The organism is Sinosporangium siamense (genome assembly GCF_016863435.1).
Taxonomy (GTDB): Bacteria; Actinomycetota; Actinomycetes; order Streptosporangiales; family Streptosporangiaceae; genus Sinosporangium; species Sinosporangium siamense.
In genome coordinates this window covers 247,821-265,662 of record NZ_BOOW01000007.1, presented here as the reverse complement: position 1 = coordinate 265,662, position 17,842 = coordinate 247,821, and the positions used below count along the sequence as shown (strand labels likewise).

Annotated in this window: 17 protein-coding genes; 5 read left to right on the top strand and 12 right to left on the bottom strand. The window is 68.0% G+C overall.

All coding sequences use genetic code 11. The features are described from left to right. Positions 1-18: 18 nt before the first annotated feature. Complete coding sequence (locus Ssi02_RS06080; protein WP_239128630.1) at positions 19-786, top strand: acetoacetate decarboxylase family protein; 768 nt, start codon at positions 19-21, stop codon at positions 784-786. An 8-nt stretch (positions 787-794) separates the two neighbouring features. Here the strand turns inward: Ssi02_RS06080 and Ssi02_RS06075 are convergent, their stop codons facing one another. From Ssi02_RS06075 to Ssi02_RS06040, 8 genes are all read right to left on the bottom strand, one after another. Next, a complete protein-coding gene (locus Ssi02_RS06075; RefSeq protein WP_204021910.1) occupies positions 795-1,856 on the bottom strand; it encodes a M20 family metallopeptidase in 1,062 nt (353 codons plus the stop codon). 277 nt (positions 1,857-2,133) lie between these two features. Next, positions 2,134-3,366 (bottom strand): acyltransferase family protein, encoded by a 1,233-nt coding sequence (locus Ssi02_RS06070; protein WP_204021908.1) that lies wholly within the window; start codon positions 3,364-3,366, stop codon positions 2,134-2,136. Between the two features lie 388 nt (positions 3,367-3,754). Further along, positions 3,755-4,636 (bottom strand): glycosyltransferase family 2 protein, encoded by an 882-nt coding sequence (locus tag Ssi02_RS06065; RefSeq protein ID WP_239128629.1) that lies wholly within the window; start codon positions 4,634-4,636, stop codon positions 3,755-3,757. Positions 4,637-4,747: 111 nt separating this feature from the next. Then, positions 4,748-5,515 carry a CDP-alcohol phosphatidyltransferase family protein gene (locus Ssi02_RS06060; protein ID WP_204021906.1) on the bottom strand — a complete coding sequence of 256 codons (768 nt, stop codon included), beginning with the start codon at positions 5,513-5,515 and terminating at the stop codon, positions 4,748-4,750. Further along, positions 5,493-6,533 (bottom strand): iron-containing alcohol dehydrogenase family protein, encoded by a 1,041-nt coding sequence (locus tag Ssi02_RS06055; protein ID WP_204022034.1) that lies wholly within the window; start codon positions 6,531-6,533, stop codon positions 5,493-5,495. The genes Ssi02_RS06060 and Ssi02_RS06055 overlap by 23 nt, the downstream gene beginning before the upstream one ends. Positions 6,534-6,597: 64 nt before the next feature. Beyond that, on the bottom strand, positions 6,598-7,332 hold the full coding sequence (locus Ssi02_RS06050) for a phosphocholine cytidylyltransferase family protein (protein WP_204021904.1): 735 nt from the start codon (positions 7,330-7,332) through the stop codon (positions 6,598-6,600). 141 nt (positions 7,333-7,473) lie between these two features. Next, complete coding sequence (locus Ssi02_RS06045; protein WP_204021902.1) at positions 7,474-8,097, bottom strand: DUF5941 domain-containing protein; 624 nt, start codon at positions 8,095-8,097, stop codon at positions 7,474-7,476. A 115-nt stretch (positions 8,098-8,212) separates the two neighbouring features. Further along, positions 8,213-9,685 carry a CDP-alcohol phosphatidyltransferase family protein gene (locus Ssi02_RS06040; RefSeq protein WP_239128628.1) on the bottom strand — a complete coding sequence of 491 codons (1,473 nt, stop codon included), beginning with the start codon at positions 9,683-9,685 and terminating at the stop codon, positions 8,213-8,215. A gap of 175 nt (positions 9,686-9,860) precedes the next feature. Here Ssi02_RS06040 and Ssi02_RS06035 point away from each other — a divergent pair, with 175 nt between their 5' ends. Further along, the gene (locus Ssi02_RS06035; protein ID WP_204022033.1) at positions 9,861-10,619 is read left to right on the top strand and encodes an IspD/TarI family cytidylyltransferase; all 759 of its coding nucleotides are present in this window, start codon (positions 9,861-9,863) and stop codon (positions 10,617-10,619) included. A 20-nt stretch (positions 10,620-10,639) separates the two neighbouring features. Here the strand turns inward: Ssi02_RS06035 and Ssi02_RS06030 are convergent, their stop codons facing one another. Next, positions 10,640-11,659 carry a glycosyltransferase family 2 protein gene (locus tag Ssi02_RS06030; protein ID WP_204021898.1) on the bottom strand — a complete coding sequence of 340 codons (1,020 nt, stop codon included), beginning with the start codon at positions 11,657-11,659 and terminating at the stop codon, positions 10,640-10,642. 113 nt (positions 11,660-11,772) lie between these two features. Between Ssi02_RS06030 and Ssi02_RS06025 the strand changes: the two genes are divergently transcribed. After that, a complete protein-coding gene (locus Ssi02_RS06025; protein WP_204021896.1) occupies positions 11,773-13,362 on the top strand; it encodes an LCP family protein in 1,590 nt (529 codons plus the stop codon). A 145-nt stretch (positions 13,363-13,507) separates the two neighbouring features. Then, a complete protein-coding gene (locus Ssi02_RS06020) occupies positions 13,508-14,344 on the top strand; it encodes a pentapeptide repeat-containing protein (protein WP_204021894.1) in 837 nt (278 codons plus the stop codon). On the opposite strand, the gene Ssi02_RS06015 is transcribed toward Ssi02_RS06020, so the two are convergent. Beyond that, positions 14,319-15,014, bottom strand: coding sequence for a hypothetical protein (locus tag Ssi02_RS06015; RefSeq protein WP_204021892.1), 696 nt, complete (start codon positions 15,012-15,014; stop codon positions 14,319-14,321). The genes Ssi02_RS06020 and Ssi02_RS06015 overlap by 26 nt on opposite strands. A 124-nt stretch (positions 15,015-15,138) precedes the next feature. Here Ssi02_RS06015 and Ssi02_RS06010 point away from each other — a divergent pair, with 124 nt between their 5' ends. After that, positions 15,139-15,825: a dienelactone hydrolase family protein gene (locus tag Ssi02_RS06010; protein WP_239128627.1), complete on the top strand. Its 687-nt coding sequence runs from the start codon at positions 15,139-15,141 to the stop codon at positions 15,823-15,825. Here the strand turns inward: Ssi02_RS06010 and Ssi02_RS06005 are convergent. Further along, a complete protein-coding gene (locus Ssi02_RS06005; protein ID WP_204021890.1) occupies positions 15,788-16,561 on the bottom strand; it encodes a hypothetical protein in 774 nt (257 codons plus the stop codon). The genes Ssi02_RS06010 and Ssi02_RS06005 overlap by 38 nt on opposite strands. Before the next feature lie 696 nt (positions 16,562-17,257). Further along, the gene (locus tag Ssi02_RS06000; RefSeq protein ID WP_204021888.1) at positions 17,258-17,470 is read right to left on the bottom strand and encodes an RNA-binding S4 domain-containing protein; all 213 of its coding nucleotides are present in this window, start codon (positions 17,468-17,470) and stop codon (positions 17,258-17,260) included. Positions 17,471-17,842: the final 372 nt, after the last annotated feature.

Below are 17,842 nucleotides of genomic sequence, written 5' to 3'. Positions count from 1 at the left end.
GCGATGACGTGGTGGCCGATGCTTGATGTACTGGGGGGCATGGCACGGCATCTCATCCAGGGACAGACAATCACCACCCCGGTCCGCATTCGTGCCGCGTCCGTCTATGGCGCCGCATATCTGGTGCGGGCCGATCCGGCGCGGGCCGTCATCGCCTATTCAGGGCTCGACGTCACCGAGGTGTTCCCCGGCAAGGCCCTGTGCACCCTCCTGTTCGTCGACTACACCGACGGAGACCTCGGCGCCTACCGCGAGTTCGGCGTCTGCTTCGCCGTGCGCCCCCACGGGGCGCCGAGGGCGGCGGGCGGGCGCCGGATCACCGGCGGGCTCGAAGACCTGCGAGCGTACGGCACAGGCGCGTTTGTGCACTGGCTACCGGTCGACCAGAAGTTCACCATGGAGGCGGGCCGGGACGTCTGGGGCTTTCCCAAGGAGATCGCTGATATCAACCTTCGGCTGGCTTCGCCGTACAAGCGTTGTATTTTGCGGAAAGACGGGCGGCTTGTGCTTGACCTGCTCACCCGCCCCGGCATTCCCGTGCCGGCGCCGGTGACGGTGGCGTCGCTGCCGATCTACACCCATCTGGAGGGCGTCACCCGGCGTGTGCCCTGGTCGGTCTCCCTGCGCGGGCTGCGGGTCCGGCCCGGCGGCGCGCACATCCGGCTCGGCAATCACCCCGTCGCCAAGGAGCTCAGCGAACTCGGCCTGCCGCACCGCCCGCTTTTCACGGCGACCGCCGCCCACGCGTCCATGAAGTTCGGGGACGCCACGCGGGTCTTTCCGTGACGGCCCCGCTATCGCGGTGACAGGTTCCGCAGGAAGTCCATCAGGGCTCGGCAGTAGGGCGCGATCGTCGTGATGTCCACATATTCCTCGGGGCCGTGCTGTCCTTCGCCGCCGACCCCGAAGATGACCGCCTCGATGCCGCGCTGGTAGTAGAAGCGGCCGTCCGCCGCACCGTGCTTGCGCAGAAAGTCGGCGGGATATCCCTGCCCGCGCGCCGCCCTTTGCAGGCTGCGCACGTCGGGGCTCGCCGGGTCGGCATGGTGCGGCGGATCGGCGCGCAGGACCACGGGGGTGACCCCGGGTTCGCAGTAGGTCGCGATGTGCGCGGCGATCTGCTCGGGGGTGCGTCCGCTGAAATCGGCGTCCTCGGGAATGTAGCGGATGTCGAGCCACGCCTCGGCGCTGTCCGGCACCTGATTGCGGGCGGGGTTCGGCGTGGTGACGCGGGACAGGGTGACCGTGGTGCGCCACACCTCCTCTGCGGCCACGGGATATGCGGTCGTGAGGTTTTCCAGCGTGCGCCAGAGTTTGACGAGGGCGTTGTCGCCCTGCCATTGATAGGCGCTGTGGGCGCTGCGGCCTTCGGCGCGCAGGTCGACGATCGCCATCCCCTTGGAGTCGGTCACGATGCGCAGGCCGCTCTGCTCGCCGATGACGACGAAGTCGCCGGCCACACCCTGGTCGATCTGGTGGGCCGTGCCGTTGTATCCCCCAACCTCCTCGTCGGTCACGAGCTGCAGCGCGAGCGGATAGGGCAGGTCGGCGGCCGACTCCCGGAAGACGTGGGCGAGTGCCAGCACCGAGACCTTCATGTCCTGGGCGCCTCTGGCGTAGAGGCGGGCCCCGATGCGGCGTGGTTTGAACTGTTCGGCCGGGGCGGGCACGACATCGAGGTGGCCGTTGAGAATGACGCGGAAACGGTCGGGGCGGGATTTCGCGGCGTAGACGAGCGCGCTGGGTTTACCGCCGGATTCAAAGTGCTCCACGGTGAATCCCGGTCCCACGGATTCGAGCACGATCTCCAGGGCGCGGCGCAGTTCGGCCGGCCGTTCGGCGGTCGATCGCACCATCAGCAGCTTCTCAACCGACGTCAGGAAGGACTCCACTCCCGTTGCCCCATCATCCGCGTGTCCTCACGAACCGTGCCCGGCCAACAGTGCTTGTCCAACACTGCGTTTCCAACACCGCTTGTCTGACACTGCCTGTCCGACCTTGCTTATCCAACAGCGTTCGTCCAACAGTGCCCGGCCGGTGCCGCAGGCATGTCACATCGCCTAGGCAGGTGTCATATTGCGTATGCATGCCCCGCCGTGAAGCCCACCACGCGCATCGCGGCGCCCACTGGGGTCAAGGGCTCTTCATCCGCCTGCCGAGGGCGGCACCCTTGATCTGCATGGGTTTTTCCACCCAGGTGTAAGCGGCCCAGGAGATCGGGAGCAGGATCAGGAGGAAGACGACCAGCGGCAGATAGTTGTCGTATTCCTTCCAGCGCCCCAGCGTCGCGTCGGAGACCTTCAGCAGCAGCGGGTGCAGGAGATAGACGGAGAAGCTCATCGTGCCCAGCATCGTCAGCCACGTGGGTGTCCTGCGTTTGGCGGTGGCGAGGCCCACCGCGAACGCGACCGCGGCGAGCACGAGGGTCGTTGTCCACGCGACGGCACCGCCTTCGACGTGCCCCGGATGCCACCATCCCTGTGCCACCGTCGCGGCGAGCACGACCCCGCAGACGAGCCAGGCCGTCCACCGGCTCGCCTCACCGCGCTCGGCCCGATAGATCACCGTGCCCGTGAACATGATCGCCACGATCGACACTCCGAGCCAGGGCGCGTTCCTGCCGTTCAGCGCCACCAAGGCCATCGCGAGCACACCACCGGTCACCATGCCCGCCATGCGCAGCGACGGAGGGCCGGCGAACGCGGCCCCGATCGCGACCGCCATCCCGACGGCCGCGGCGGCCACCACGGCGGGCGCGCCGAAAGCGTCCGTGAGCAACGTGACCGGGGCCAGCACACCCAGACCCGCCGCCACGACGAGGAGCAGGGAGACGACAGCCGTCGACCGCCGATGCAGGCGGAGCGCGAACAGGCCGACGACCAGAAGATAGAAGGCCATCTCATAGGAGAGGGTCCACAACACGTTGAGCGCGTTGGGCACCGTGAGCAGGTCTTGGAACATCGTCACGTGGGCCACCGTCGCCGTGACCGGGTCGAACCGGTAAAGCTCCCCCCGGATCGGGCTCACACCGAAAAGCGCCAGCAGAACGAGCACCACCGCCCCGGCCACCCAAAGCGGGTAGATACGGAAGAGCCTGCTGACCCAGAACCGCCGCACGTTGCCGTGGCGCTCCAGTGACGCCGGGATGATGTAGCCACTCACCAGGAAGAAGACCATCACCCCCCACAAACCAGGGTTGAACCACTCAAGCACGGCCGCCCGGGTGTTGGGGGTGTAGACGTAAGTGCCGTGATGAAACGCCACAGCGAGGGCGGCGACCCCGCGGAGGGCGTCCAGCCACCCAAGCCGAACCGCGCCCCTGTCGGGATGGGGCGGCTTTTTTGTGGCGACGTGAGATGTGGTCACAGTGAATCACCGTTTAGTCATCGACTTGTATGTCTATCCAATGGCGAAACCCTTGACAGACTTAGGCCGAGTCGCCGCTGAGTGAGCCAGCACAATCAACCGGTGAGATCGATGGGTTCGATCAACCAGGCCGATCGGCCGGCTCAGTGAATTCAGCGAACAACCCGACCATATTTTCGAGCGTTTAACCACTCGGTCATGTATCTCAAACGAGTTCGCGGCCGCGCCCCAGCCGACCGCGAGAGTCAAGATCTCCACAGTAGCCCATGCAAGTGCGCTACTCTGGCAAAATCTGGACATTGGGCGCTCGTACCCCTGACGTCCACTGGAGAAACAGTTTTCCCCGGGCGCAGGCACCGTGTGAAAGATCACATAAGGGAGAATCGCGTCACACGATCGGCGGCCGGCCGAGTTTGGCCATGCGCCAGGCGGTGCCCCAGGACATCGGCCGGCGCTCCCCCGCGGGCTCGCGGAGCCCCTCGAAGAAGCCGCGGAACCACGCCTTCAGCGAGGTCGCGGAACGTTCGCGGACAAGCGTGAGGACGATCCAGTCGAAGAGGTAGACGAACGCGAGAGGCCACGGCAGGTTGCGGCGGGCCAGCCAGACGCGGTTGCGCGCGTTGAGCCGGTAGAACTGCGCGTGCCTGGTCGGGGGCACCTGCGGGTGGTACATCACGGTGTCGGCGTCGTATTCGATGCGGTAACCCTGACCCAGCAGGCGCCAGGCGAGGTCGGTCTCCTCGTGGGCGTAGAAGAACGCCTCTGGCTGACCGCCCACCTGGAGGTAGGCGGAGCGCCGGATCGCGCACGCGCCGCCGAGGAACGTGGTGACCGGCGAGGACCGCTCCGGGTTGCCGGCGCGCAGGCGGGGCACATGCCGGCGTTGCCCGTTGCCGCCGTCGGGGTCCATGACCCGGAAGGAGACGACGGCGAGGTCGGGCTCCGTGGCGAACCGGTCGCGCACGTGGGCGGCGACCCTGGGGTTGGCATACCACCCGTCGTCGTCGAGGAAGAGGATGACGTCGCCCGAGCACTCCTCGACGCCGCGGTTGCGACCGGCGGGGATGCCGCTATTGTGCGGCAGACGCACAACCTTGATCGTGGCGGAATTGCCCGGACCGGGCATGGCGGTAATTTCCGGCACGTCCGCGCCGTTGCCGACGACCACGACCTCGACGTCTCCGTCGATCTGGTCGAGCACCGACGCGACGGCCCGGTCCAGCTCGGCCACTCGGTTGCCCATGGTGAGGATGACGCACGAAATCTTCAACGTGTCATCGCCCTGACGCGTTGAGAGACCGTGCAGCGCATACTTCCATGATCACCGAGTCTGCTTGATATGGCAATTCCGAGACTGTTTTCTCGGTGATTAGCGTACATGTCACTTGAGCCGCCGCGACGCCAAGATGCTCACGAGATGAAGGATGAGCTGAAGTCCCGCGACGATCGCGCACACCACCGTGAGCACCCGCGTGGCGGCGAGTCCCCCGCTGAGCAGGTCCCATACGGCGGCGATCACTACCAGTAGCGATAACTCCACGGCCTGCACGACCCGGTGGAACCGGAACGCCGCCGCAATCTTGCGCGCGGTGCCGAGCCCCCGCGACTGGAACTGCTCGGCCGACGACTCGGTCGCCGCGATCAGACCCGAGCGGGCCCGGGCGACGTCGACCAGGTCGGTCTCGGCCTTGATGAGGATCGCCCCGAGCGCGGCGGCGAAGCCGAGCACGGTGTACCAGTCGGGGAGGGTCTCAGAGGCCCGGAAGCCGAGCCCGATCAGCAGCGCCGCCTCCGCGAAGTAGTGCCCGACCCGGTCGAGGTAGACACCGGTGATGGAGGTGCGGCCGGTCCACCTCGCGAGCTCGCCGTCGGAGCAGTCGAGCAGCAGATAGAGCTGCACGAGCAGAGCCGCGCCGAGCGCCGCCCAGAAACCGGGCAGCGCCAGCACGACCCCGGCCAGCACACCGGTCACGATCATCAGGCCGGTGGCCTGATTGGGCGTGATCGGCGTGCGGGCCAGCGCCCACGTCACGTAGATGGACAACCTGCGCATGTAGAGCAGGCCCGCCCAGTGTTCACCGCTCTTGCGGTCCATCGTCGAATGCGGCTGGGCGACCGCGCGGATCTCAGCGACCGACGGTGCCGACATATTCCTCAACCCGATCGCGTGCCTCGGACTCCGACATCCGCTTGTGATCAAGGATCGTGTAGCGGCCGGGGCGGGTCGCCGGCGCCAGCTTGACGGCGGCGGTGAACTGCTCGGTCGTCAGGCCCACGTCGCCCGGCGTGACCGGGAGGGAGTGGCCGCGCAGGCAGTCGACCACCTGGGTGAGGCGGCGCTGGTCTCCCCGCAGGAAGAAGCAGAAGGCCGCGCCGATGCCGGCCAGCTCGCCGTGATTGGAGGTGCCGGGATAAAGCTGATCCACGGCATGAAGGATCTCATGGTCGCCACCACTGGCGGGACGCGAAGAGCCCGCGACGACCATCGACATGCCGGAAAGGATCAACGATTCCGCCAGAACGGTCAAAAACGCATCTGATTCGATGGAATCGGTTCGTCCGATGACCGCCTCCGCCGCGGTGCGCGCCATCGAGCAGGCGAGCCCGTCGATCGGCTCCCCGCGCTCGGCCGCGCCGAGTTGCCAGTCCTCGATGGCCGACAGGTTGCTCACCACGTCGCCGACTCCGGAACGCACCAAGGCCTTCGGCGCGTCGTGCACGAAGTCGAGGTCGACCATGATGGCGAGCGGCATCGGCACGCCGAAGGACCCCTTGCCCCCCTCGTGGGTGAGCGAGGCGACAGGTGAGCAGATGCCGTCGTGGGACAGGTTGGTGGCGACCGCGACCATCGGGATGCCGGCCAGCGACGCGGCGTATTTGGTCGCGTCGATGGTCTTGCCGCCGCCGATGCCGACGACCGCCTCGAAGGCTCCCTTGCGCAGGTCGGCGCCGAGCGAGACCGCGGCGTCGACGGACCCGTCGCACACCCGGAACACCTGCGCCTCACCGAGCGAGGGCGCGATCACCTTGGCGATGTGATCACCCTGCCCGGTGCCGACCGCCACGGCCACCCGCCCGGAGGTGACGACCCTGCTGTCGGCCAGCAGTGATCCGATCTGGGCGATGGCTCCCCGTCTCACCTCCATCATCAAGGGCGCCGGCAACATCCTCGCTAGAATCGGCACTCGACCTCCATGAGCGGCCAGGTTCCCTTCGTGGGCTGCGGTTCCGCTAGTAGCGGCACGCGATCTCCCTGGCCTTGGCGAGGTCGTCGTGGTTGTCCACCTCGACCCAGTCGACCTTGCCGATGGGCGCCACCGAGATCTTCTCTCCGCGGGCCACCATCTCGGCGTAGCCGTCCTCGTAATAGAGCTGCGGGTCGCGCTCGAAGGTCGCCTTGAGCGCGTCGGCGAGCCGCTCGGCCGCGCCGGGCCTGATGAGGGTCGCGCCGATGTATTCACCCGCGGCGTCTGCGGGGTCCATCAGCTTGGTGATGCGGGCCAGGTGGCCCTCCGGGCTGAGCGTCACCTTCATCTCCTCGTCGGCCAGCGACTTGACGTCGTCGACCGCGAGCAGCACGTCGGAGGTCACCGGGGCGGAGAGCAGGGTCTCCTCGACCGACACCGGGTGCACGGTGTCACCGTTGACGAGCAGCGCGCCCTCGGCGAAGTGGTCGCGTGCGCACCAGAGGGAGTAGGCGTTGTTCCACTCCTCGGCCTTGTCGTTGTGCACCAGCGTGAGCTTGACGCCGTGGCGACGCTCCAGATCCGCCTGACGCTCGTGTACGGCTTGCGCCGCGTAGCCGACGATCACCACGATCTCCCGCAGATCGACCGCCGCGAGGTTGCGCAGCGAGATGTCCATGATCGTGGTGTCCCCGTCGACCGGCACGAGCGCTTTTGGCAGCGTGTCGGTGTAGGGCCGAAGGCGTCGTCCGGCTCCGGCGGCCAGCACCATTCCCAGCAAGGTGCACTCCTCATCCGAGTGATGTTCAGGCCCCAAAGGTTAGTTGTCTTTGAGTGCACATCGTGTCACGCACTCTCCGTCACCCCGTATGGATGCCCGCCCTAGGAGCCTTGCATAGGACGATATTTCCTGGAAGGTGCACTAATCGTGCGCTCCCAAATCCACCGCGTCCACCCCCGACCTGGGAGCCGCGAGCCAGCACGTCGCGCTCTCCCAGCCGAACAGGCACCAGAGATAGATCGCCAGCAACAGGAACACGACCGTCACCCCGCCGGCCAGCGCTCCCAGCGAGACGAGCAGCATGCGCCCCTCCCAGCCGAGACCGAGCGTGGCGAGCCAGGAGGGAGCGTAGACACGCTGGCGCACCCGGTAGACGGTGTCGTAGTGGTGGAAGGCCATCGCGCCCAGCAGGAGGAAGAGGATGAGCGGCGGCACCTCGTGGGCGAACCCCACCGAGGCGATGAAGCCGTATTCGGTGAGCCGCAGGATCGGCGGCACCAGCCAGTCGAGCCGCCCGTCATGCCGGTGCGAACTCCCCGGCCCGGCGAGAAGCAGCGCCACCGCCGGGGCGAAGACCGCGAGCCCGTCGGTCCCCGCCACCCCGATGGCGAGCAGGATGCCGGTCACGAACGCCCCCGCCAGGGCGGGGGGCAACGGCGGCAGCTGACCGGCGACCAGCGAGCCCATGGCCTGAGACAGGGCACCGTCGTCGCGGTAGGCGACTACGGAACCACGCGGGACGGGGGTCATGTGCACGGAGATCACGCCGACGACCTCGCTATCCGCCCAGTGGGACTGTGGAGGGCGGCCACGCCGCCCGGGACGAGCAGATGCCGGCCCGGCGCCCACGAGGGGGGCACCGGGCACACACGCGCCGGCCTCACGCCAACGACCTCGCTATCCGCCCGGTGAGGCTGTAGAGGGCGGCCACGCCGCCCCAGACGAGCAGGGCCAGGAAGGTGACGCGGGCGTCGAAGAAGGCCGCCGTCACGGCGATGAGCACCATGCGCTCGCCGATGGGAAGCACGATGACCTTCTTCAGCCAGCGGGTGACGGTGTCGCCCTGCATCTTGTCGGCCAGGCGCACCACTGTGTTGCCGCCCGCGCGGTCGGGCTCCACCACGGGGCCGTCCTCGGGCACGAGCAGCGAGATCGGCGGGCGGGCCCACGAACGCGCGTCGGCCACGGCCCCTGCGTAGGAGAAGTCGATCATGTGCCGGAGCATCTGGAGCACAAGCGCCGCCACCGCGAGTGTCCAGACGCCGCTGTTCGGCGAGTCAAAGGAGACACCTGCATATCCAATGGCGAGCCCTACATAGGCGACATATTCCTTCACCCGGTCGAACGTCGCGTCGAGCCACGCGCCGAGCGGGGAGAAGGCCCGCGTGTAGCGAGCTAGCTGGCCGTCCACACAGTCGAGCACAAAAGACGCGAGCATCAGCAATCCGCCGGCGACCATCGCGGCGCGGGAGCCCGAGGAGAACCAGATCGCGGCCAGGAAGGCCAGCCCCACCGAGAACCCCGTGATCGCGTTGGGCGTCAGCCCGAGTCTCGCGGCCACCATGACGAGGTGCTTGGACCAGGTGCTCACGCCGTATGTCGCGAAGAGGCCGTCGTTGGTCTTGACCGCAGCCGCCAGGCGCACCTTGCGCTCGTCCACCTCGGCGAGCTGCCGCAGCGCCCGGTCGGCGCTCGGCTGGCCGATGACCCGGTCGGCGTGGAGTTGCCCGAGCGGCGCGGCCCGCACCGCCATCCCGGCGCGCACCAGCCCGGCCAGCAGCAGATCGGCTACCTCCGAGCCGCTCACCGGCCCGAGGCGGCCGCCCTCGATGTATTCGGCGAGCTCCGTCGCCGTCGCGGCGAGCCCTCCAAGATCGGCCACGCCGACCTGGAGCACCCCCCGGAACGTGCCGTTGGCCGACGCGACCCGGTGGAACGAACTGCCCGCAGACACGACGTGCCCGCGCTCCACCCGCACCGGCGGACGCAGCGGACCCGGCCCCAGGGTGTCGAGCGCGACGAGCGCGCTCGTGCCCCTCGCGGGATGCCGCACGAGCGCGGACAGGGCCTCGTCGTGAGCGACCACGTCGCCAGCGACGATCAAGACCGGACCCGTCGCGCTCTTGGCCGTGTCGGCCACGCTCCGTAGGTCGTCGGCCAGACTTGGTGACCACGAGTCGCCCCCCGCGGGAGCGCGGGCCACCACATGCACCGCCCGCACCGGCATGGTGGCCAACTGATCGGTCACGCGTTGCAGAAGTGTGCCGTCGCCGCACGTCAACCCCGCTCCGGGGGTTGTCGCGAGCACGACTGCCGCGGTCGTCTGAGTGTCACTGCTCGGGGACTCAGGCACGTCGCTCTTCTCCTTGTGCTCCGACGGGGTAACCGTCCGGACTGGGGAGCTGTGCGCACCCAGCGTAGCGATATGTTGACCTGATATCACGGGTGTGCGGTGACGTTTCACGCGTGATCGGATAGTCATCCGACACGACCATCGAACTCCATGAGGACTCACCTTGGCCGTACCTATGCAGCGTCTGCGCACCGTTGGAGCAATCTTGGCCGGCGGAGTGGGACAACGGGTGGGATTGAATACCCCGAAACAGCTCATAAGAATCGCCGGTCGGACAATTCTTGAACATACGATCGCGGTTTTCGAGGCCGCGCCGGAGGTGGACGAGATCCTCGTGCTGATGGCCCCGGGGTTCACCGCCGAGGCCGAGGCGATGGTCGAGCGGAACGGCTACCGCAAGGTGAGCCGTGTCCTCGAAGGAGGCGCGAGCCGTACCGAGACGACGTGGCGGGCGCTTCAAGCCCTCGGCGAGCAGGAGTGCAACGTGCTCCTGCACGACGGGGCACGGCCGTTGCTGCCGGCCGAGGTCGTCACCGCGTGCGTCGAGGCGCTTCAAGTGCACTCGGCGATCGACGTGGCGGTCCCGACCTCGGACACGATCATGGTGGTGGAGCCGGGGCCCGGCGGAGAGGTCGTGAAGGACATCCCGGCGCGGGCGCGGCTGCGCCGGGTGCAGACGCCGCAGGGATTTCGCCTCTCGGTCATCAGGGAGGCATATGAGCGCGCCTTCGCCGATCCCGGTTTCGCGGGGCGCGCACCGACCGACGACTGTGGAGTCGTGCTGCATTACATGCCGGACGTGCCGATCCACATCGTGCCGGGTAGCGAGCAGAACATCAAAGTGACCCACCCCATCGACATCGCGATCGCGGAGAAGTTGTTACAGCTCGCCGCCTCCCAAAGTCCCGATAACTTCCCCAAACCCGGCACCTAACGAACAGGGCCGGGCCGGGGTCAGCGGGTGCGGCTCAAAGCGGGAGGACTCGTCAGGAAGCCCCAGCCCCATGACATGTGCATCGTCATGTAGACCAGCGGGAGCCGCATAAGCGCCGCCGCGGGCAGGCCGCGGCCGGTGAGGACCGTGCCGGCGAGCACGGCGGCGGCGTAGCCCCCGGGCACCAGGACGGCGGGCCAGAAGAAGGGGGCGGCCACAAGCCCGGCGAGAATCGCGAGCACGGCCAGGGGCGGCGCGAGGTAGCGCATGTTGATGGTGCCCTCGTGCGTGCGGGCCACGACCCGCCGCCAGCGCCCGTAGTGGAAATATTGCTTGGCCAGAGCCTTCACGCTGGGCCGCGGCCGATAGGTGACCCGCATGCGCGGCTGGAACCACACGAGGCCGCCGGTCTGGCGGATGCGGTGGTTCATCTCCCAGTCCTGGGCCCGCTGGAAGTGCTCGTCGTAGCCGCCGACGCGATGGAGCGCCTCGCGGCGGAACACCCCGAGGTAGACGGTGTCGGCCGGGCCGGCCTCGCCGCCGGTGTGGAAGCGGGCGTTGCCCACACCGATCTTGGAGGTCATCGCCCGCGCGACCGCCTGCTCGAAGGGGGTGATGCCTTCGGCCGCCATGATGCCGCCGACGTTGTCGGCCCCGGTCTCCTCAAGTGTCTCGACCGCGACGCGCAGATAGTCGGGCGGGAGCATCGCGTGCCCGTCGACGCGGGCGATGACGGCGTTGCTCGACGCCCCGATCGCGGCGTTGAGGGCGTTGGGTGTGCGGCCGGTGGGATTGGGCACGACGATCACGCGGGGGTCCTCGGCCGCGAGAGCGTCGGCGACCTCTTGCGTGCGGTCGTGGCTGGGCCCGATGGCCAGCACGACCTCCATCGGGCCGTCGTAGTGTTGCGAGAGCACTTGGCGGACGGCCTCGCGCAGGTGTCGTTCCTCGTTGAGGACCGGCATGACGACGGAGATGGGCGGCCAGACGCGCGTCTTGGCGGACGGGCTCGGCATGGGCGAGTCGGGGAACTGCTTCATGGCTCCGCTCACGCTACTGTACGAGCGGGTGGGGATAGCAACCGAAGACGTCGGCGACATAGGCGACGCGGGCCGGCGTCTCCCCATGAGTCTCACGGTGAGGGGGTCACCAGATGCGCGACTCGCATCGCCCGGAGGGATCTCCGGGCGGCTCCGGCCCGTCGCGCGAGGACGGCCTTGACGAGGCGGCTGTCCGGGTGGGGGGCGACGCCTACGGCGGAGTCCGCCTGGGCGGCGCGCCGCGGGCGGCGGCGCGCAAGAGCGCGCGGGGGGCCCGGACTCGCCGGCGCAACCTAGTGCTCGCGGGGGCGATGTCGAGCGTCGTGCTGATGGGGTCGGCGGTGCTGTGGGCGTTGCCCAATTACGCGGCGAGTCAGATCGACTCGGTGGACGCGGGGGTCGCGGGTTCGGCGAGCCGGGGCGCGATGAACATCCTGCTGGTCGGAGTGGACAGGCGCGACAATCTCACCCGCAGGGAGCAAAACCAGCTCAAGCTCGGCCGCGACACGGGCCGGCGCACGGACACGATGATGCTTGTCCATCTCTCCGAAGACCACTCCAAGGTGACGGTCGTCAGCATCCCCCGCGACACCTGGACAACCCTCCCCGACGGCAAGGGTGACCACAAGATCAACGCCGCCTATCAGCTGGGCGGCCCCAAGCTCACCGTCAAAGCCGTGCAGAGCCTCACCGGTCTGACCGTCAACCACTATGTCGAGGTCGACGTGCTCGGCTTCATCAAGGTCGTCGACGCCATCGGCGGCGTCTCGGTGTGCACCCCGGTCCCCATCGACGACCCGAAGACCGCGCTCAACCTCCAACCCGGCACCTATGAGCTGGACGGCGTCAAGGCCCTCGCCTTCGCCCGCACCCGCGTGACCGCGCGGTCCGACTTCGACCGCATCGACCGGCAGCAGCAGTTCATGTCCGCGTTGCTCAAGCAGGCGCTCAGCGGTGACACGCTCACGAGCCCCGCCAAGCTCACCGGTTTCATCACCACCACCCTCAACACCCTCACCGTCGACGCCGAGCTCAGCGCCGACCTGCTCGGGCTGGCCAACCAGCTCAAGGGCATCTCCACCGACGACGTCTCGTTCGCCACGGTGCCCATCGCCGACAGCGACTTCCGCACCCCCACCGGCGAGTCCGCCGTGCTCTTGGACAAGGCGGCGGCCCGTGCCCTCTTCCAGAGCATCGACGCCGACCAGCCACTCGCCGCCCCCGGTTCGTCCGCCTCGCCCAAACCGCCGGCCTCCGGCTCACCCTCCGCCTCCCCCACGCCGGCGCCCAGCCCGCCCGCCCTGACTGTGCCGCCCGGCCGCGTCACCCTGCGTGTGCTCAACGGCACCGCGATCGTCGGGCTCGGCGCCCGCACCAAGACCGCCCTTGTGGGGGCCGGTTTCCTCATCCCCGACAAACCCGGCGACACCTCCAGGCGCGACCACACACAGACCGTCGTCCGGTACGGCACGGGCCAGCTCGACGCCGCCCGCACCGTGGCCGCCGCCCTGCCCGGATCGGAGCTCCGCGAGGTCGAGATCGACGGCATCGAGGTCATCGTGGGCCGTGACCAGCCGGCGGTGAAGAAGGTCACCGTCACCGGGACTCCGCCCCCTTCCACCGCGCCCGCCGCCAAGGCCACCGCGGCTCCCACGACCACGGCCACGGCCCGCACGGCCACGCAAAACATCTGCAAGAAGTGACGGCGGCACTCGGCTAGCCTCAAGGAGACGGCCGGGCCGGCCCGCGGCGAAATTGGAGTGCGGCTGACAAGCCCGATATGGCACTGTGCCCGCTTAAGCCCGGTGGTGTGGCAGGCCGCTCTCACGTCGCAGGAGATCACGAACGTTGTCCGACCAGCACAAACCCGCCCCAGCACCGCCCGACGCCCGCGATCTGCGGGCCGACTGCGAGCGTTGTTTCGCCCTGTGCTGCGTCGCCCCCGCTTTCAAGGCGTCGGCGGACTTCGCGATCGACAAACCCGCGGGACGCGCCTGCCCGAACCTCCGGTCCGACTTCCGGTGCGGCATCCACAGCGACCTCGGGAAGCGGGGGTTCACCGGGTGCACGGTCTTCGACTGCCTCGGCGCGGGCCAGAAGGTCTCGCAGATCACCTACGGCGGGCGCGACTGGCGGCGGGAGCCGGGTACGGCACAGCAGATGTTCGACGTGTTCGCGGTCATGCGGCACCTCCACGAGCTTCTCCGGTATCTCACCGAGGCCCTGAGCCTGCGCCCGGCCCGCGAGGTGCACGGCGAGGTCGAGGAGCTGCTGACCACGATCGACGGGCTCACCCGCGGGGCGCCGGCCGCCGTGCTGGAGGTGGACGTTGCGGGGCTTCGCCGTACCACCGGGGAGGTGTTGCGGCGGGTCAGTGAGCTGGTGCGGGCGGGGGTGCCGCGCCGGGGCAAGGAGCGCCGGGGGGCCGACCTCATCGGCGCGAAGCTGCGGAAGGCGGACCTGCGGGGGGCCGATCTGCGCAGCGCCTATCTGATCGGGGCCGACCTCCGGGGCGCGGATCTGCGAAAGGCCGACCTGATCGGGGCCGACTTCCGCGGGGCCGATCTGCGGGGCGCCGATCTCACCGGGAGCATCTTCCTCGTCCAGGCTCAGCTTGACGCGGCGCGGGGTGACGCGAACACGAAGATCCCTCCGGCGCTCAGCCGCCCGGCGCACTGGCGATAGCCCGCTTCACCGCGGTTCGCAGTTCGTCCAGGGATTTCAGGCAGTTCCAGCCGTCGCCGTAAAGGTCGTCCATACCGCCGACGACCCCGCCGGCGGTTTCGAAGAAGACGCCCTGCGCCCCCACCGCCGCGAGCTTGGCGCCCGGGGGCAGTCCCGCCCTCGGGTTCTTCACCCGTCCGCGTCCGGCGGCGAGATCCTCGTGGAGGAACAGCATGATCTTGGTGCCTGCGGGGATGCCGGCCCGCCACCGTTCGAGGGGGGATCGAGGCAGGCCTGTCGATCCCTGCATTCCTCCTTGCCAGAAATCCACATAGACCCTGCCATCGGTTACAAATCCCCCGGGACGGATCGCGTCGATTACACGGACTCGCATGACCACATGCCGGGAAGGCTCGGCACCCTCCAACTCGTGAACGTCATGTCCTTGGGCATATGCTTCGACCTCGCCCAGCACGATCGCCCGATGATCGAACTTCTTCACCAGTTCCTGGGGCGAGTGCGCGGCATCATAGTCGCCTATCTGCGCGCGCAAGAGCGTGAGATCGATGGTGGTGGGCGTGGGAGCGGGGACACACCCGCGCGCGGTGGTCACCGTGGAGCAGGATGAAACCAGCAACGCACCTGCAATAACGGCTAAGCACCTGGTTTTTCCATGTTTCCTGTCATTCACGGCCCGTCATCTTATGAGGGGCAATGTATAAAACGCATAAGCGATGACCCTACGCGTAAAATGCACGGCACGTGCGGCCCATTTCCCACCCTTCCCGGTGTCACCGCTCATCGCAGATGGGCAAATGGCTCATCTAACAGGGGACGGCGCACCGGGGGACATGATGGGCGAGGAAGTTCACATCGACGTGGGTGGGGTACGGCTCGGCGGACACCTCATGGTGCCGCCGAACGCCGAGGGCGTCGTGGCCTTCGTGCACGGCAGCGGGAGCAGCAGGCACAGTCCGCGCAACCGTTACGTCGCCGGCGTCCTCAACGAGGCCGCCCTCGCGACACTGCTGTTCGACCTGCTCACCGTGGAGGAGGAGCTCAACCGCGACAACGTCTTCGACATCGGGCTGCTGGCCGAGCGGCTGGTGGGCGTGACGGCCTGGCTGGAGAGCCGGGAAGACGTGGTCGGCCTGCCAATCGGCTACTTCGGCGCCAGCACCGGAGCCGCGGCGGCGCTGTGGGCGGCCTCCGTGCCCGGAGTCGAGATCGCCGCCGTCGTGTCCCGCGGCGGGCGTCCAGACCTGGCCGCCGACCGCCTCGGCGCCGTGCGCAGCCCGACCCTGCTGATCGTCGGCGGACGCGACGAGGTGGTGCTCGACCTCAACCTCGCGGCGCAGCGGGAGCTGCGCTGCGAGAGCGAACTGCGGATCGTGCCCGAGGCCACCCACCTGTTCGAGGAGCCAGGCGCGCTGAGCATGGTCGCCGACTTCGCCCGCGACTGGTTCACCTGGCATTTCGAACGTCACGCCACGAGGAGTTAGAGCGCATTCCCTTGGTGCAGTCTGCACATTGCCGCGACCTCGGCTGCCTTTTCTGGCCGGCGTGCTTTCCGAGCACGTCCTTCGCCTTCGCCAGCGCCCGCTCACGCATCTTGCGATAGGCGTTGATCTGCGCCTCCTGCTCCTTGAGGAGCTTCGCCTGATGGTAGGAATACCTCGTGCGCTCCACCGCCGACTTTCCGGTCTCGGCGCTGCACTCCGCGTCGGCCACCGCGATCTCGATTTCCTGCGGCACCGGCTCCGGAAGCGGCCGCCTGATCTCCCCGTAAAGCTCGGAGGCGGCTTTGTGCGCCTCCTCCCACTCGTCGAACTGGAATCCCCTGCGGGCCATGCAGCGGCTCCACTGGCGCATCACCTTGACGACCTCGGGGTCGCTTTCAGTGGCGGCCGTGACCGGCGCGTTGAAGGTCTTCATCGCGGCCTGGGCGGTGACATAGGAATTGAGGTTGCCGTAAAGCGCCTGACGCGCCTGCGCGAGGCATCCGCTGCTCGGCGTGCCATACGAACCGCTGCCCGAGGGAACGGCTGCGCTGATCGTCTTGCCCGTCCCCCGGTGCGCACGCAGCCACAACTTGCGCCGATCCGCCGACAGCGCCTTCAGGTAGTCGCCGTTGGGATCGGCCTGCGCCTGCTTATCGGGCATGGCGTGTATGCCGTAGCCCTCACGGCGGCTCGTCTCGATGTCGTCGTTCGTCGCCGGCCGGAACTGCCGCTGCACATCCTCCTTGTCCCGCGGCTTGACACTCCCGGCGACATATCTGAATCCCCGCCTACGCATACAGTTGGCGACGAGTGTGCTTTCCGCCTTTTGAATCAGCGCGTTATCCTTCGGGTCACCGTACGCGCTGATCAAGGCCGTGAACGAGTCCGCTCCCGATTGACGCTCCGGCGTGCCTGTGGAAGCGTAGGAGACGAGCAGTGAGAAACAGGCGGTGAACACGGCGATCCATGTCCACGGCGCACCTTGACGAGTTGTCATCCGCATGGCCATCAATCCGCTCGCTTTTATTTCTCATCGGCGCTCACGGACGAGCCTTTTTCAGGCGTCACTAGGAAGGGGAAGGCTCTCAGTCGCCAAACGGATATCCTGGCGACCGCTCCAACGAGATCGCCGTCTTTCGGTCGGTCGTGTCAGAGAGTACGCGGCCGGCCCCGCATAGAGAGATAGACGGAAGGCTTATCCTCGCCAGATTTAGCCCAGCGTACGGTTGCCTCGGCCAGCCGACGCCCATGGAAGAGCCTGCGCGCAGCCCCGCGCGACGAGACGGCGTTCAGCGGCCGTTCATCGGGCGTTCAAACCCGGCGGCCGGGGTCGTTCACAGCCCGCGACACACGCGGGCGCCGTACGCCTGCGGCACACGCCTATGGCCGGCCTGGAACCTCGGAGCCTTGTAGCCCTCGGACCTCGAAGTCTTTAACCCTCGACCTCGATCTCGAAGCCGTCGCCCGTGACGGTCTGGCCGGCCCGGATCTTGCGAGCCTTACGGAGCTCCACCTCGCCGTCCACCATAACAAGGCCCGCGGCCACGAGTTGCTTGGCCTCACCGCCGGTATCGGTGACCCCGCAATATTTCAGCAGGTCGCACAGCGCGATGTAGTCGGTGGAAAGGACGAAGGTCTCATGCACCCCTCCAGGATAAGAGAAGCCCATCCCCGGCAAACCTGAGCCAGACTCTCCTCTGATGCTGGTATGGCGCCTATGCTGCGTGCAGGCGGCGCACCGAAAAGGCTTCCGGCATCGCGATCGACCGCCCGTAAAGCACGCAGGCCATGCCACAGGCGTGCCCGCAAAGCCCCGGCCCTGTGATCCGGGTGCCCTCGCCGCTGGGGGTGGACTCATGGATCGTCTCCAGATACGACGAGGCCCGGGCAGCGCTCAGCGACCCCCGGCTGGCAAGGACCTGGACCACACCTTCGACCTGATGGTGCTCCTCAACATTGCCGAGGCGGCAAGAGCCGTGTCGGCCGCAACCTGTTCAACACCGACCCGCCTCTGCAC

What these genes read in the sequence shown, in the direction of transcription:
- Ssi02_RS06080 (WP_239128630.1), top strand. Translation starts at nt 19, where the DNA reads ATGCTTGATGTACTGGGGGGCATGGCACGGCATCTCATCCAGGGACAG.
- Ssi02_RS06075 (WP_204021910.1), bottom strand. Translation starts at nt 1,856, where the DNA reads ATGGTGCGATCGACCGCCGAACGGCCGGCCGAACTGCGCCGCGCCCTG.
- Ssi02_RS06060 (WP_204021906.1), bottom strand. Translation starts at nt 5,515, where the DNA reads ATGTCGGCACCGTCGGTCGCTGAGATCCGCGCGGTCGCCCAGCCGCAT.
- Ssi02_RS06055 (WP_204022034.1), bottom strand. Translation starts at nt 6,533, where the DNA reads ATGTTGCCGGCGCCCTTGATGATGGAGGTGAGACGGGGAGCCATCGCC.
- Ssi02_RS06035 (WP_204022033.1), top strand. Translation starts at nt 9,861, where the DNA reads ATGCAGCGTCTGCGCACCGTTGGAGCAATCTTGGCCGGCGGAGTGGGA.
- Ssi02_RS06030 (WP_204021898.1), bottom strand. Translation starts at nt 11,659, where the DNA reads ATGAAGCAGTTCCCCGACTCGCCCATGCCGAGCCCGTCCGCCAAGACG.
- Ssi02_RS06025 (WP_204021896.1), top strand. Translation starts at nt 11,773, where the DNA reads ATGCGCGACTCGCATCGCCCGGAGGGATCTCCGGGCGGCTCCGGCCCG.
- Ssi02_RS06010 (WP_239128627.1), top strand. Translation starts at nt 15,139, where the DNA reads ATGGCTCATCTAACAGGGGACGGCGCACCGGGGGACATGATGGGCGAG.